Annotated in this window: 17 protein-coding genes; 9 read left to right on the top strand and 8 right to left on the bottom strand. The window is 62.8% G+C overall.

Translation table 11 applies throughout. The features are described from left to right. Positions 1-4 precede the first annotated feature (4 nt). From FJU11_RS15025 to FJU11_RS15005, 5 genes are all read right to left on the bottom strand, one after another. Positions 5-1,138, bottom strand: a complete 1,134-nt coding sequence (locus FJU11_RS15025) for a phage major capsid protein (RefSeq protein ID WP_210242896.1) — start codon at positions 1,136-1,138, stop codon at positions 5-7. 5 nt (positions 1,139-1,143) lie between these two features. Next, positions 1,144-1,644 (bottom strand): HK97 family phage prohead protease, encoded by a 501-nt coding sequence (locus FJU11_RS15020; RefSeq protein ID WP_141167895.1) that lies wholly within the window; start codon positions 1,642-1,644, stop codon positions 1,144-1,146. After that, the gene (locus FJU11_RS15015; RefSeq protein WP_141167894.1) at positions 1,637-1,969 is read right to left on the bottom strand and encodes a gene transfer agent family protein; all 333 of its coding nucleotides are present in this window, start codon (positions 1,967-1,969) and stop codon (positions 1,637-1,639) included. Before FJU11_RS15015 ends, FJU11_RS15020 begins: the two co-directional genes overlap by 8 nt. Continuing rightward, positions 1,966-3,219 carry a phage portal protein gene (locus FJU11_RS15010; protein WP_141167893.1) on the bottom strand — a complete coding sequence of 418 codons (1,254 nt, stop codon included), beginning with the start codon at positions 3,217-3,219 and terminating at the stop codon, positions 1,966-1,968. Before FJU11_RS15010 ends, FJU11_RS15015 begins: the two co-directional genes overlap by 4 nt. Before the next feature lie 316 nt (positions 3,220-3,535). Next, positions 3,536-3,808: a hypothetical protein gene (locus FJU11_RS15005; RefSeq protein ID WP_141167892.1), complete on the bottom strand. Its 273-nt coding sequence runs from the start codon at positions 3,806-3,808 to the stop codon at positions 3,536-3,538. Between the two features lie 397 nt (positions 3,809-4,205). Between FJU11_RS15005 and FJU11_RS15000 the strand changes: the two genes are divergently transcribed. From FJU11_RS15000 to FJU11_RS18380, 3 genes are all read left to right on the top strand, one after another. After that, the gene (locus tag FJU11_RS15000; protein WP_141167891.1) at positions 4,206-4,502 is read left to right on the top strand and encodes a PRC-barrel domain-containing protein; all 297 of its coding nucleotides are present in this window, start codon (positions 4,206-4,208) and stop codon (positions 4,500-4,502) included. A gap of 128 nt (positions 4,503-4,630) precedes the next feature. Next, positions 4,631-5,251, top strand: a complete 621-nt coding sequence (locus tag FJU11_RS14995; RefSeq protein WP_141167890.1) for a hypothetical protein — start codon at positions 4,631-4,633, stop codon at positions 5,249-5,251. A 46-nt stretch (positions 5,252-5,297) separates the two neighbouring features. Further along, on the top strand, positions 5,298-5,624 hold the full coding sequence (locus FJU11_RS18380; RefSeq protein ID WP_181408203.1) for a hypothetical protein: 327 nt from the start codon (positions 5,298-5,300) through the stop codon (positions 5,622-5,624). Positions 5,625-5,810: 186 nt separating this feature from the next. On the opposite strand, the gene FJU11_RS14985 is transcribed toward FJU11_RS18380, so the two are convergent. Next, positions 5,811-6,554 carry a competence/damage-inducible protein A gene (locus FJU11_RS14985; protein ID WP_141167888.1) on the bottom strand — a complete coding sequence of 248 codons (744 nt, stop codon included), beginning with the start codon at positions 6,552-6,554 and terminating at the stop codon, positions 5,811-5,813. Positions 6,555-6,735: 181 nt separating this feature from the next. Between FJU11_RS14985 and wrbA the strand changes: the two genes are divergently transcribed. Next, a complete protein-coding gene (gene wrbA, locus FJU11_RS14980) occupies positions 6,736-7,338 on the top strand; it encodes an NAD(P)H:quinone oxidoreductase (protein WP_141167887.1) in 603 nt (200 codons plus the stop codon). A 464-nt stretch (positions 7,339-7,802) separates the two neighbouring features. Here the strand turns inward: wrbA and FJU11_RS14970 are convergent, their stop codons facing one another. Then, positions 7,803-8,111 carry a PilZ domain-containing protein gene (locus FJU11_RS14970; protein ID WP_141167885.1) on the bottom strand — a complete coding sequence of 103 codons (309 nt, stop codon included), beginning with the start codon at positions 8,109-8,111 and terminating at the stop codon, positions 7,803-7,805. A gap of 140 nt (positions 8,112-8,251) precedes the next feature. Between FJU11_RS14970 and FJU11_RS14965 the strand changes: the two genes are divergently transcribed. Continuing rightward, positions 8,252-8,569: an HlyU family transcriptional regulator gene (locus FJU11_RS14965; RefSeq protein ID WP_141167884.1), complete on the top strand. Its 318-nt coding sequence runs from the start codon at positions 8,252-8,254 to the stop codon at positions 8,567-8,569. 144 nt (positions 8,570-8,713) lie between these two features. Then, the gene (locus FJU11_RS14960; RefSeq protein WP_141167883.1) at positions 8,714-10,246 is read left to right on the top strand and encodes a cryptochrome/photolyase family protein; all 1,533 of its coding nucleotides are present in this window, start codon (positions 8,714-8,716) and stop codon (positions 10,244-10,246) included. Here FJU11_RS14960 and FJU11_RS14955 read toward each other — a convergent pair. Next, entirely contained in the window at positions 10,238-11,119 is an 882-nt protein-coding gene (locus tag FJU11_RS14955; protein ID WP_235891050.1) for an alpha/beta hydrolase, read from the bottom strand. The two genes, FJU11_RS14960 and FJU11_RS14955, sit on opposite strands and share 9 nt — an antisense overlap. On the opposite strand from FJU11_RS14955, the gene FJU11_RS14950 reads away from it, so the two are divergent. The 3 genes from FJU11_RS14950 to FJU11_RS14940 are packed head-to-tail and all read left to right on the top strand — an operon-like array spanning position 11,106 to position 12,963. Beyond that, positions 11,106-11,294, top strand: coding sequence for a hypothetical protein (locus FJU11_RS14950; RefSeq protein WP_141167881.1), 189 nt, complete (start codon positions 11,106-11,108; stop codon positions 11,292-11,294). The genes FJU11_RS14955 and FJU11_RS14950 overlap by 14 nt on opposite strands. Beyond that, positions 11,294-12,172, top strand: a complete 879-nt coding sequence (locus FJU11_RS14945; protein WP_141167880.1) for a cytochrome b/b6 domain-containing protein — start codon at positions 11,294-11,296, stop codon at positions 12,170-12,172. Before FJU11_RS14950 ends, FJU11_RS14945 begins: the two co-directional genes overlap by 1 nt. Further along, positions 12,169-12,963 (top strand): molybdopterin-binding protein, encoded by a 795-nt coding sequence (locus tag FJU11_RS14940; RefSeq protein WP_141167879.1) that lies wholly within the window; start codon positions 12,169-12,171, stop codon positions 12,961-12,963. The genes FJU11_RS14945 and FJU11_RS14940 overlap by 4 nt, the downstream gene beginning before the upstream one ends. The last annotated feature ends 36 nt before the right edge of the window (positions 12,964-12,999 follow it).

The raw sequence follows: 12,999 nt of genomic DNA, 5'->3' as shown, positions 1-12,999 counted from the left end.
ATCGTTACGCCTTCAGCGTCAGCTTCGTGAGGGCTTCGCCGAGCACGACGCGACCGCCGACGCGGCGGCGAACGTGGAACTTGACGATGCCGTTGGAGGCGCCGGTGTATTCGTCGCGCAGCGTCGAGATCCCGACGCGGTCGCCGATGAGGTAGCCGGAAGCGAAGTCGCCGAAGATGATCGGCGACTTGCCCGCGTCGGGGCCATCCATGTCGACGGCCTCATAGACCGGGCGGCCCATAAGCGTCGGCGGCGTCCCGGCGGCAATCGACGCCTGCCAGAGATAGGAACCCTGCGCGTCGGTGAGCTTGCGCACCGCCGCCATCGTCGAGCGGTTCATGAGCCAGGAGCCGGTCGAGGAATAGCCGGAGGCGATGGCATAGAAGGTATCGATGATGTCGGTCGCGGTGACGGCATCGGTGCCCGCCTCGACGGTGCCGATCTCGTCCGAGTTCATCACGCCTTCGGCCTGGGTCGTGCCGTTGCCCTTTACGAACCATCCGGCCTCTTTCTGGCCGAAGCGGCGCGCGACGTGGGCGGCGATGTAGGCTTCGAGGTCGATCTGGGAATCTTCGAGAAGGACGCGCGTCACCGGGACGATGACAGCCATTTCGAACGGCTTCAGGTCGATCTGCTCGAAGGACGGTTCGCTTTCGGGGCGGTCATCCGTCTCGCCGACTTCGCCGACCTGAACTTCGTTGACGAGGCGAGGAAGCTGAAGGAGCGGGCCAGACATGCTGATGGTGCTGGCGAAGCCGCGCACCGGCGAGAACTCGGCGATGCGCTCGATGATCGTCTTCGCCGTCTGGTCCGGGGCGAGGATGCCGCCGGTGGACGGAGGTGCATAGGCGAGCGTCTTTTCCTCGACGCGGCCGCTGCGCAGGTAGTTCACGAAAGCCTTCCGCTCGACGTTCTCGTCGGGCGTGACGATCGAGGGGGCGTTCGCGACGAAGGGACGGGAAACCTTGGCTTCGATCTTGTCGAGACGGCCGACGAGCGCGGCGTTGTCTGCCGACTTCGCTTCGACGGCCTTCAGACGATCTTCGACGGCCTGCTGAAAATCAGCGAGTGCCTTCGTGACGATCTGATCCGGTTCGACCGGATCGGCTTCCTTCAGTTCGATATGGGTGTGCTGCACTAGCGTTATCCTTTGAAGTGCGCGGCTGCGCGGTTGATGGCGTCGGCAATCGCGAGCGCCTGGATCGCCGACTTCGCGCTGGTCACGCGCGCGGCCGGATGCATGGGGATCGTCACAAGGGACGCCTCAAGCAATTCGAGGGAATGGATCGTGCGACCGCCTTTGCGGGGCGCTGCCTTCCGGGTGATGAAGCCAACGGAAAGGCCGCGAACGGCGCCAGACTTCACGAGCGCGCGCACTTCGCGAGCGCGCGGAAGATCGTCGACGAGAAGCTTGCCCTTCAGGTGCAGGCCGCCTTCCTTGATGGTTGCTTCGGTCCAGGAGCCGACCGGGTCGTTATGGTCGTGACCGAAGAGCATCGGGATCGGCAGGGGCGCGTTCTCGAAAGCCTTCGGTTCGATCATGTCGCCGATGCGATCGGCGGAAGCGAACTCCCAAGCCTTGCCTTCGATCTCGCCGGCGTCGGAGACGGCGAACTTGCATTCAATCAGAAGCTGGTCATTCATCGGAGGGCGTTTCCTGGGCGGCAGCGGTGCCAAAAAAGCGCGCTTCGAGCACGGCGAGCGCGACGGGAAGGATCTCGGCGAGCGGCCGGTCGTGTGCATAGGCGACGACGAGGGCTTCCGCTTCGAAGGGGGAAGTGCCGCCGCCGATGAGGCCGAGCCGGATGGTCTCGACGAGATCGGCGATGGCATACTGGTGAGCGACGAGGCGGTTCAGGATTGCGCCGGCACCGCAGCCGAGCTTGCGTTCAAGCTCGACGAGCTGCTGCATCGGAAGGGCGAAAGCGCGTTCGGCGTCGCCGAAGAACTGCATCGTGCTGATCGTCATGCGGCGTCCTTCGCCGGCGGCGTTGCCGGCCGGGTCGTCGTGGTCGTGGTGTAGGGATTGGCGAGTTCGTCGCCGCCGTCGCGCGGCGGCAGGTTCATCGCGCCCCGTGCTTCGTTCGGGGTCATGACGCGCGCAGCGATGAGCTTTCCGAAAGCGTCGGTTCGGCCGGCGATGTCGGCGCGGGCGAGATCGTCGACGACGAACTCGATAAACACGTCGTCGTGCTCTTCGTCGTCGAGAAGCACGGTCGCATAAGCGTCCTGCCAGCGGTCGAGCCATGGCCGGAGTGCGAGCGTCACGAAGCTTTCGAAAAGCTGCTCGGCGTTGCTCCACGTCGCACGGTCGAGGTTGAAGAGAAGGTGCGGCGGCACGCCGAAGAGACGGCTGATCTCGTTGATCTGCTCGACGCGATGTTCGAGGAACTGGGCGTCGGTCGAGGCGAAAGACGCTTGTTCGTAGCTCATGCCTTGGTCGAGCAAGAGCGGCGTTTTGAAGCCGGAGTCCGAGGCGCGCCGGTAAGCGGCCATGACGTTTCGGACGGCAGTCTCGCCGAGTTCACCGGCATCCTTTTCGCGCGAGATGACGGCAGCGGGACGGGCGCCAGAACCGAAGAACTGTGCGGCGTGTTTCTCCAAGGTCATCGCCACGCCGATCGCCTCGCGGCCGAGCGTGATCGGCGCGACGCCGGCGAATGCGGAGACGTGGAGCACGTCGCGGAAACCGTAGTCGTGTTGCCCGCCATCGGAGAGGTTCAGGCGATAGATCGGGGCGCCGGTGAATTCGTCCTGTAGGCGCGTCACGCGCGAGGGATCCAGGCGGTGAAGCTCGAAGGGCCGGCCGTCAGGGTAGCGCGTAACGAGCGCGTAGCCGTGGCCGGTCGTGAGCGCGTCGAGGGTCATCGCCATGCGGAGATCGCCGGCCGACGTCCATTCGTTCGCACGGCCATGCACAAGGCGATAAGCCGGATGCGTCTTGTCCTGGTCCTTGCCGTCGCCGTTGTGGCGGTAGACCTTCACCGGCAAGCTGCCGACGTTTTCGGAGATCAAGCGCACCGCATGAAGCACTGCCGGCACGCGGAGCGCCGTCGTCGAAGTAACGGAGGGACCGGAGATCGTCGGGGCGCTGAATAGGTCGAGCGGCCAGCCGTTCGGCTGGGCGGCTGGCGCGCTCTTTACCTCTTCCGTGCTGCTGGTTGAAGGCGAGCCACGGAAGAGATTCGTGAATCGAGAGAGAACGGCCTTGTCGGCCATCGTGTTTGCTTTCGCGAATGTCGGAATAGGAATATTATCCTATTTTAAGCTTCGCTTAGCAACACGAAAATGCGCCTTGGGGCGATTATTTTGTCCAGGTGACGGGCGATGAAACGGCAGGGCGAACCGTGAACCTGTTTCAGAACGGATGACTAAGGGAGTGAAACGGCGCATTGTTTTTGCAGCGCTTCCCGGAGCCTTCCAAGCTGAATATGCGGGTTCGATTCCCGCTACCCGCTCCAGCTTAACAGACTAATTTTATTGCCGTTCTACGGTTAAGCTCAATGGTGCCGTGTCAACGCGCGTCATAGCCGCGTCACGGGCGCAGTTTCTGCCGGGCGAGCGCGGCAGATCGGTTGCTCTCCAGCACGTCGTTCCTCGCGTACCGCAACGTCGTCTTCGTGCTGCTGTGCGTGGCGAACTTCCGCGCCGGTTCAAGATTACCGGTCGCGCCGTCCTCCTCCGAGATTGCCCCCGATCGCGAGTTCATCGACCAGACCTCGCTTGGAACGCCAGCTTTTTTCGCGATCTCTCGCCAATCGGTGGCGTAGTATTTCTCGCGGTAGGGAATGCCGGTCTTCTCGGACACGATAAGAGGCCCAACGGCGGGCATGCTGTGGTCTTTCAGGACGCGCATCACCAATGGGCAAAGCTTCGGGTCGTGCGCGCTTTACGCCCCGTCTTCGACGTAGCATCGGCGCGTAGGACCAGATCAGGGGATACCACATTGGCCGACGGCCCGGGCCATCGCGTCTTGCCGCGAACGATCCCGCCATCTGCATCACCAGCCGCGTCAATCGACGCACCCGCCATGCCGTGCGCGACATCGAGTAACCCTGCCGGCGTGGCCTACCCATTCGTCGAGACATGGAAAACGAGCTCGGTCGGCGGGGCTATTTGCGTTTGCCTAGCAGCGATTGTTGTGAGTTGGCGGAACGAAGCCGTGATGATGTCGGTTTCTACGGCGTTCAACGAGGAGGAAACTCATGGACCATAGCAACCACACTCCGCTGACGGAAAACGAGCTCACCGAGGCCACCCTCGATGGCGCGACGATCTACGGACCCGGCGACGAGAAGATTGGTTCGGTCGACCATGTGCATGGAGCCGGTTCCGCCGCACGGGTAGCAGTTGACGTCGGCGGCTTTCTTGGCGTTGGAGCCAAGTCCGTTGCGGTTTCAGCGTCCGAGCTGAAGTTCATGCGCGACGAGAACGGCAATGTTCACGCCGTAACAGGCTGGACGAAAGAACAACTGAAGGACATGCCGGAACACAAGGATTGATCTTGTTTTATCAGTCCTCAACGAACTGACGCCCCCGCCGACCTTAGCGGTCGGCGGCGGCTTGTGGAACATTGCACGAAATGGCTGTCTTAGGGTGCTAATTCCAGCAAACGTAGGGAATGCGCACCATGTGGGCATGGCTTTTCAAGCATACGGATATTCTCAGCGTACTCCTGAACGCCGGCATGCTGGTGGTTTGGTTGGCTTATCTGAACTTCTTCTTCTTGGCGTTTCGAGAGGAGCGGAAACCCAAAGTCCTCATCAATCGGGGCGAGGGATCCGGACTCGACGGGTGTTGCATCATCAGCAACATGAGCACGCAGCCCATTTATGTTGAGAGCATTATCGCCACGGTTGAGATTGGCGATGAACAGTGGAGCCTTGCTGTAACTGACATTTCGGCACTTGAGGGCGATGCAGACCGAAAAAAATATACTCGGCAAGGACCCCTCGCGCGTGGGCAGTATCAAGAAATCGGGTCCTTTCGCGACCTAGCCACCCGTGTACTTGAGAGCCACCGAGGCCCTGACGTTGCGGCCTACCGTTCCGAACAGACCTCGCGAATTGAATTGAAGGTCATAGCTATTCATTCTTCGGAGGACATGCCGATCGCAGCTGAACGCAAGTTCGATGTGGTTACGAACGAAGAGGGCAAAACCTACCTTCAGCCACAGCGTGTAGCGACCAGACAGATCCGGACCCGACGCGAGCGGCGGGAAAATCTACGACTCCTTGAAACCTACATGTGAAGCGCGAGGATCACCCGGGGATAATACCTGCAGGCAACTCCCCAAAGTGTGCCAGGATCTCCGGTTCGTTCAGCACTTCGCCGGTCTCGGTGTCGACGGTTTGAGCGACGGCGATGACGCCGGAGACGCGCTCGGCATCCCGCTCGGCCCTACCGCGCGCCGCATCCGCCGACGGCTGTTCCGTCTGCCGGCCCTGCACGAGCTTGTGGCCCTGCTTCTCGAACTGCTGGACGATGTAAAGGGTCTTTTTGGCGCTGGATCCGCTCCCCCCCCCGTGGTGATGGCGACGGTAAGGGAACCGGCTTTGACACGCCAGTATTACACCGCCGGGAAAATCGAGAAAGATGCCGAATGCGTCGACACAGGCCGTTGAAATTGTTCAACCTTGTCCAGCCTTCCAAGCTGGATATGCGGGTTTGATTCCCGCTACCCGCTCCAGCCGGCCCGAACGATGCGCCGCTTTTCGAAAACGATTTACCGATCGTGACGAGGTTCGAAGACATCGGCTTACCGCCGCCGGCTCGTCGGCTTCGTGCCGGGATGGCTTCGTGGGTTTGGCTTACCGGTGTTCCAGCATGTCGCGAACGGCGTCCTCGGCGGCAGCAAGGGCCGCTTCGTCGCGGCTGCGGAGGACGATTTCCAGCGAAAAATTGCGGTCGCGAAAGCGCGGGTAGGAGCCGATCGACACCTTTGGGTGCTCCTTCTGGATCTCGGCCAGGGGAGCGGCGATGTCGCCTTCGCCGAAGGGTGAGGCGATCGCGCGGGCGTGGACCGTGCCACCGGTCTGAAGCGTCGGCAGGACCGCATCGAGCATCGCCTGGAAGACCGAAGGCACGCCGGCCATGACGTGGACGTTGCCGATCCTGAAGCCCGGCGCCTTCGATACGCGGTTTTCGATCGGCTCGGAGCCTTCCGGCATGCGCGCCATGCGCTGGCGCGCCTCGGTGAAGGCGACACCGCGCCCACGATAATGCTCGGCGAGAACGGCCATGGCCCGATCGTCGTGACGGCAGGGGACGCCGAAGGCACGGGCGATCGCGTCGGCGGTGATGTCGTCGTGCGTCGGGCCGATGCCGCCGGAGGTGAAGACGTAGCGATACCGTTTGCGAAGGGCATCGACGGCCTCGACGATCGCCGCCTCGTCGTCGGCGACGATGCGCACCTCCTTCAGGTCGATGCCGACGGCCGTCATCGTCGCGGCGAGATGGGCGATGTTCGCGTCCTTCGTGCGTCCGGAAAGCAGTTCGTCGCCGATCGCGAGCATGGCGGCGGTCACGGGGCTTTCGTCTGTCGGAACGCTCATCGATCTTTGATCCTGGAAGGAGAAGGCTTGCTGGCTGGCATGGAATATATGGCCCGGCCGGGAAGGCACAAGCGATCCTCGCGGACGTTGAACGCAGCGTCGACCAGCGCGGCCCTTCGCGATCGCTTCGCGATGCGATAGGGCTGGGTATCGATCGTATGAACAGGCAAGGAGCCGGACGATGTCGAAGATACTCGTGCTCTACTATTCCAGCTGGGGCCATATCGAGCAGATGGCCAACGCGGCAGCCGAGGGCGCACGCGGTGCGGGCGCCGACGTGACCGTCAAGCGGGTGCCCGAACTCGTTCCCCAGAACGTCGCGGAACAGTTCCACTACAAGCTGGACCAGGATGCGCCGGTCATCGACGACCCGCAGGAACTGGCACAATATGACGGCATCATCTTCGCGACGCCGACCCGCTACGGCAACATGGCCTCGCAGATGAAGAACTTCATCGACCAGACCGGCGGGCTCTGGGCCGAGGGCAAGCTCGTCGGCAAGGTCGGTTCGGTCATGGCTTCGAGCGCCAGCCAGCACGGCGGCCAGGAAACCACGATCCAGTCGTTCCACACGGTGCTTCTGCATCACGGAATGGTCGTCGTCGGGTTGCCCTACGCCTTTCAGGGCCAGATGGGTGTCGACGAGGTCAAGGGCGGAACGCCCTACGGCGCGACGACGATCGCCGATGGCGACGGCTCGCGCATGCCCTCCAAGGTCGAACTCGACGCCGCGCGTTTCCAGGGCGATCACGTCGCGAAGATCGCTGCCAAACTCGCAGGCTGAGGCGAAACATATCTTTTGTGCTCGGGGACGGTGCGCGAATGCATCGGCCCCTGATCGTCGCCGGGTGCGCCTCGAATGCGCTTGGCATCGCCGCCCTTGATCGCGCTGCGCGATGCGGCTACCCAACCCATCTCAAGCGGACGTGGCGGAATCGGTAGACGCAACGGACTTGAAGGATTGGGTGCCCGGAGGGAAACTGCCGGTGCAGAACTGCTCAAACTCGGGGAACCCTTTGATCTGGCGATCCCGAGCCAAGCCCGGCGGCAGCCGGGAAGGTGTAGAGACTAGACGGGCAGCACCTAAACGCGGACTTCGCGCCGCGCAGGGTGAAGGGATAGTCCAGACCGCAAACGCCGGCTTGTCGGCGGCGGCGAAAGCCGTGGACGGTACGAAAATCCGTAGGGGGAAACCCCGTGGGGGTTCGAGTCCCCCCGTCCGCACCACATTTGCGTAGATACGAAAGCCTATCCGAACGCCTTGAAGTAGGACGAAACCTGCGCCGAGGTGTTCGAAGAGCGCGTGACCTCCACGCCGACATAGGGCAGGCGGGTCCATGCCACCGTGCCCGAAAGCATGCCGAGTTCTTCGGTGCTGACGGCGATCGGCCGGCCGACTTCGGCGCCGATATCGGCACGCAGATAGATCTGGATCGATCGGCTCGACAGTTCGAGGACGGCGGCGGGAGTTTCCCGGCCGAGGCACTGCGCGGTCGCCTTGATGCGGCAAGCGCGGCCATCGCTCGGGTTCGAAGCTTTTGACTGCACGGCGGACATTCGGAACATCCTTTCCATATGGAAGTCCCGAGTATGGTTTGCCTTCGGTAAACGGCCGGTAAAGCTGCGGCCCGGAACGCGGCATTCGATAGCCGGGTTCTCGTCTTTGCCGATGACGCGAACCATGCTAGGAAACGTCCATGATCTCATTCTTGAAGAAGATGTTCGGTGGGTCCGAGGGCGGCGAGCCCGAGGCGAAGAGCGGCGGCGAAGCGGCCGGATCGGAAAACTATCGCGACTGCACGATCGTCGCGACGCCGATGCGGGCCGATTCGCAGTGGCGTCTGGCAGGCAGGATCACCAAGCAGATCGACGGTGAGACCGTCGAGCGCGCCTTCATCCGCGCCGATCTCTTTGCCTCCAAAGACGAAGCGGCATCCTTCAGCCTCAGCAAGGGGCGCCAGATCATCGACCAGAACCCGGCCCTTTTCGCGCCGGGCAGCAACGAGAACGTCTGAGCGTTCACGCGCGTTCATGTGAAGCCCTAAGGGCTCCCGCGGCGCGCGGGCGCATTGTGCGCGGGTTGATCCGTCGACCGGCTGCGACATATCGGCCTCGATCGGGCAAAGGGCTGCCCGTACGTTCCGGATATCGAGGCCCCCTTGACCGAGACCCTGCGCTTCATCCTCGGCGACCAGCTTTCCCGCCACATCGCCGCGCTCGAAGGCGTCGACCGTGACAACGACGTCGTGCTGATCGCCGAAGTCGCCGACGAGACGACCTATGTTCGTCATCATCGGCGCAAGATCGCTTTCCTGTTTTCCGCCATGCGCCATTTCGCGCGCGATCTGGAAACCGACGGATATACGGTGCGCTACGTTCGCCTCGAGGACGGGGAGACGAGCCTCAGCGACGTGCTTCAGAAGGCGGTGAAGGATCTTTCGCCGAAAACCGTCGTCGTGACGGAGCCGGGCGAATACCGCGTCCTCGAAATGATGCGTGACTGGCAGGAAACACTCGACTGCGACGTCGAGATCCGTTCCGACACGCGCTTCTTCGCCTCGCAGGAGTTCTTTCTCGACTGGGCGCGCAAGAAGGACGGCGACATGCCGAAGAGCCTGCGCATGGAATTCTTCTACCGCGAAATGCGCAAGGGCACCGGCTATCTGATGGACGGCGACGGGCCGGCCGGTGGCGAATGGAACCTCGATAAGCAGAACCGCGAGAGCCTTCCGGCGTCGATCGAGGAGCCGGAGCGTCCGAACTTCAAGGTCGACGACATCACGCAGGAGGTTCTCGACCTCGTCGAAGATCGGTTCGGCGAACACGGCGGCAGCCTTGAAAACTTCGAATATCCCGTCTCGCGCGCCCAGGCCATCCACTACCTGAAATGGTTCGTCGAGACGGCGCTGCCGAAATTCGGCACCTACCAGGACGCCATGCGCCAAGGCGCGCCGCTTCTCTTCCACTCGAACCTTTCCGCGCTCATCAATTGCGGGTTGCTCGGACCGCGGGAGGTCTGCGACCGCGCCGAAGAGGCCTGGCAGAACGGCGACGTGCCGCTGAACGCGGCCGAAGGCTTCATTCGCCAGATCATCGGTTGGCGCGAGTTCATCCGCGGCATCTACTGGCTGCGCATGCCGGATTACGGCAAGGAGAACTTCTTCAAGGCGAACCGCTCGCTGCCGGAATTCTTCTGGACCGGCGAGACGGACATGAACTGCCTGAAGCAATCGATCGACGAGACGTGGGAGAACGCCTACGCCCACCATATCCAGCGGCTGATGGTGATCGGCAATTTCTGCCTGCTCGCGGGTCTGGACCCGAAGGAAGTGCAGGAATGGTACCTGATCGTCTACCACGACGCCTATGAGTGGGTAGAAATGCCGAACGTCGTCGGCATGATCCTGTTTGCGGACGGCGGCCTTTTTGCCTCGAAGCCCTATGCGGCGTCCGGTTCCTACATCAACCGCATGTCGGATTACTGCAAGCATTGCGCGTACAGCGTCAGCCTGAAGACGGGCGAGGGTGCGTGCCCGTTCAACTATCTCTATTGGGACTTCCTGATGCGCAACGCCGAGGCGCTGCGCGACAACCATCGCATGCAGCTTATTATGAAGTCCATGGATCGCATGGACGCCACGAAGAAGCGGACGATGCGCTCCGACGCCGACAAGTTCCTCCAGTCACTGTGACGGCGCAACGCCACCGTGGCGCGCGAAGAAGGCGAGCATATCGTGCAGCACCGGTGCGCGGCCGCGAAACGGCCGGGCGAGTGCCACGACCATGCCGGCATGGCCGATATCCGGATAGGTCTTCACCGTATGCGGCACGCCGGCTGCAGCGAGCTTTTCGCCCATCAGCGTGGTGTTGCGTGGTCTGACCGTCGTGTCGGCCCTGCCGGTCGCAAGGAAGATCGGCGGCATGCCGGAATGGACGTGGTTGATCGGCTGCGTCGCCTTCAGGTCGGGCGCGTTGCCGAAGGCAGCCTTCGTCGAAGGAGCGGCGAGCGGCAGGAAATCGTAGGGACCGGACAGGGCGGCGACGCCGCTCAGGTCCGAGGGCGAAAGGCCTTCCGCACGCAGGAAGTGCGGATCGGACGCGAGCATCATCGCGTTGTACGAACCGGCCGAGTGCGCCGCTACAAAGAGCCGGTGCGGATCGCCGCCGTAACGCGCGATGTTGTGCACCGTCCAGGCGAGCGCCTTCGCGTCGTCCTCGACGAAGGCCGGATACCGCACCTCGGGCACCAGGCGGTAATCGGCGATGACCGTGACGTAGCCGGCCGCAGCGAAGGCGTTGCCGACGAAGGCGTAGTTGGCCTTGCTGCCGCTGTCCCACGAACCGCCGTAGATGAAGAAGACGACGGGCGTGCTTCCGCTGGCGTTCTTCGGTCGGTAGATGTCGAGCGATTGCCGCGGTTCGTCGCCGTATGCGACATCGTGTGCAACCCGGCGCGCACCGGAATCGTAGGGTACGAGGGTATCGAAGAGCGCCACCTTCGAGCAGGAGGCGAGAAGCGGCGTCATGGCGAGGGCGGCCAGGAAGGAAAGAATGGTGGAGCGCAAGATCATCTCCCGATTCGACGCCGGGAACTTGACCCGCGCGCTATCCGCAAGCAAGGCCGCCGCGTCGCATTGGCGCGCGGCGCACCCATGCAAACACGACGAAGTGAAGTTGCCGCTGCGCGGGCGGGCGATATGCTCGAAGAATATGCTCGCTGAGGTGGAGATGGATTCTTGATGGCGTCGAGGACGACGGCGATCGAAAGAGGCGAAGAGACCGGGCCGACGAGCCGGCGTTCCGGCAGGCTGGTCTACCGACAGTCCATCTGGACGCGACTGACCCATTGGGTCTGGGCGGTGTGCATCTTCTTCATGGTGACGAGCGGGCTGATGATCTTCAATGCCCGGCCGGATCTCTACGTCGGGCAGCAATCCGGCTTCGGGTTCGACAATACCGTGCTGAGCATCGGTGCCGAACGCACCGGTGACGGTGGCGTGCGCGGTGTGACGCGCGTCTTCGGACATCCATTCGACACGACCGGATTCCTCGGCGTCAGCGGCAGCGCGGATAACCCGACGATCCGTGCGATTCCGGCTTGGGCGACGATCCCTTCCTATTACGATCTCGGCACCGGCCGCGTGGTCCATTTCTTCTTCGCATGGATCCTCGTGGCGACGATGCTCGTGTGGTGGATCTCGGCGCTCGTCAATCGGCATCTGTGGCGCGACATCGTGCCGGGCGGAAAGGATCTGAAGCGCCTGCCGAGCGACATCGGCGATCACGCAAGGCTGCGCTTCCATCACACGCGGTCCTATAACGTGCTCCAAAAGCTCAGCTATGCGGGCATCCTCGTCGTCGTCATCCCGCTCCTCATCCTGACCGGGCTCACCATGTCGCCCGGTGTCGTGCCGTCCTGGTCCTGGTTGCTCGATCTCTTCGGGGGACGACAGACGGCGCGCACGATCCATTTCGTATGCATGCTCCTGGTGGTCCTCTTCTTCATCGTTCACGTGCTGATGGTCGTCGCGGCCGGGCCGATCAACGAACTGCGCTCGATCATCACCGGCTGGTACCGGGTGGACGACGAGGAAAGCGAAGAGGAGGGAGCGCGATGAGCGACGGGCCATCCTTCAACCGCCGGCGTTTTCTGGCGACGGCAGGGGCGGGCGCTTCCATGCTGTCGCTCGGGGGCTGCGACGCCTTCGACGCCATGCTCGGCCAGAACGACCGCGTTCGCGACGTACTGGCGAGCGCCAACCAGCTGACCTATCGCGCCCAGCGCCTGCTTTTCGGTGAGGAAGCGCTGGCGCGGACCTACGCGCCGAGCGAGATCCGCCAGCAGATGCGTCCGAACGGCTCGACGAGCCCGAATCAGGACGATTACACCAAGCTGCAGAAGAACGATTTCGCCGATTACCGGCTCGAAATCGGCGGGCTCGTCGACAAGAAGCTGTCGTTGAGCCTCGACGAACTTCGCAACATGCCCGCTCGCTCGCAGATCACCCGGCACGACTGCGTGGAAGGGTGGAGCGTCATCGCCAAATGGACCGGTGTGCAGCTTTCGCGCCTGCTCGACCAGGCGGGTGTGAAGCCGCAGGCACGCTACGTCCTCTTCCACTGCTACGATTCCATGGGCGCGACGCTCGAAGGGGTGCAGTACTATTACGAAACGATCGACCTGATTTCCGCCCGCCATCCGCAAACGATCCTCGCCTACGGCCTCAACGACAAGACGCTGCCCGTTTCGAACGGCGCGCCCCTTCGCGTGCGCGTCGAGCGGCAGCTCGGCTACAAGATGGCCAAATACATCCGCTCCATCGAGCTCGTTTCGGGCTTCGCCAACATCAATGGCGGCAACGGCGGATACTGGGAGGACCAGGGCTACGACTGGTGGGCAGGCACGTAGCACGCGCTATCGCAAGCCGCGCGTCCTTCTTCGCTC

Source organism: Pararhizobium mangrovi, from assembly GCF_006516965.1.
Taxonomy (GTDB): domain Bacteria; phylum Pseudomonadota; class Alphaproteobacteria; order Rhizobiales; family Rhizobiaceae; genus Pararhizobium_B; species Pararhizobium_B mangrovi.
This window is presented reverse-complemented; position numbering and strand designations above follow the sequence as displayed.

Excerpts from the sequence above, each read along its gene's own strand:
- FJU11_RS15020 (WP_141167895.1), bottom strand. The coding sequence starts at position 1,644 with ATGAATGACCAGCTTCTGATTGAATGCAAGTTCGCCGTCTCCGACGCC.
- FJU11_RS15015 (WP_141167894.1), bottom strand. The coding sequence starts at position 1,969 with ATGACGATCAGCACGATGCAGTTCTTCGGCGACGCCGAACGCGCTTTC.
- FJU11_RS15010 (WP_141167893.1), bottom strand. The coding sequence starts at position 3,219 with ATGGCCGACAAGGCCGTTCTCTCTCGATTCACGAATCTCTTCCGTGGC.
- FJU11_RS15000 (WP_141167891.1), top strand. The coding sequence starts at position 4,206 with ATGGACCATAGCAACCACACTCCGCTGACGGAAAACGAGCTCACCGAG.
- FJU11_RS14995 (WP_141167890.1), top strand. The coding sequence starts at position 4,631 with ATGTGGGCATGGCTTTTCAAGCATACGGATATTCTCAGCGTACTCCTG.
- FJU11_RS14985 (WP_141167888.1), bottom strand. The coding sequence starts at position 6,554 with ATGAGCGTTCCGACAGACGAAAGCCCCGTGACCGCCGCCATGCTCGCG.
- wrbA (WP_141167887.1), top strand. The coding sequence starts at position 6,736 with ATGTCGAAGATACTCGTGCTCTACTATTCCAGCTGGGGCCATATCGAG.
- FJU11_RS14970 (WP_141167885.1), bottom strand. The coding sequence starts at position 8,111 with ATGTCCGCCGTGCAGTCAAAAGCTTCGAACCCGAGCGATGGCCGCGCT.
- FJU11_RS14965 (WP_141167884.1), top strand. The coding sequence starts at position 8,252 with ATGATCTCATTCTTGAAGAAGATGTTCGGTGGGTCCGAGGGCGGCGAG.
- FJU11_RS14950 (WP_141167881.1), top strand. The coding sequence starts at position 11,106 with ATGGTGGAGCGCAAGATCATCTCCCGATTCGACGCCGGGAACTTGACC.
- FJU11_RS14945 (WP_141167880.1), top strand. The coding sequence starts at position 11,294 with ATGGCGTCGAGGACGACGGCGATCGAAAGAGGCGAAGAGACCGGGCCG.
- FJU11_RS14940 (WP_141167879.1), top strand. The coding sequence starts at position 12,169 with ATGAGCGACGGGCCATCCTTCAACCGCCGGCGTTTTCTGGCGACGGCA.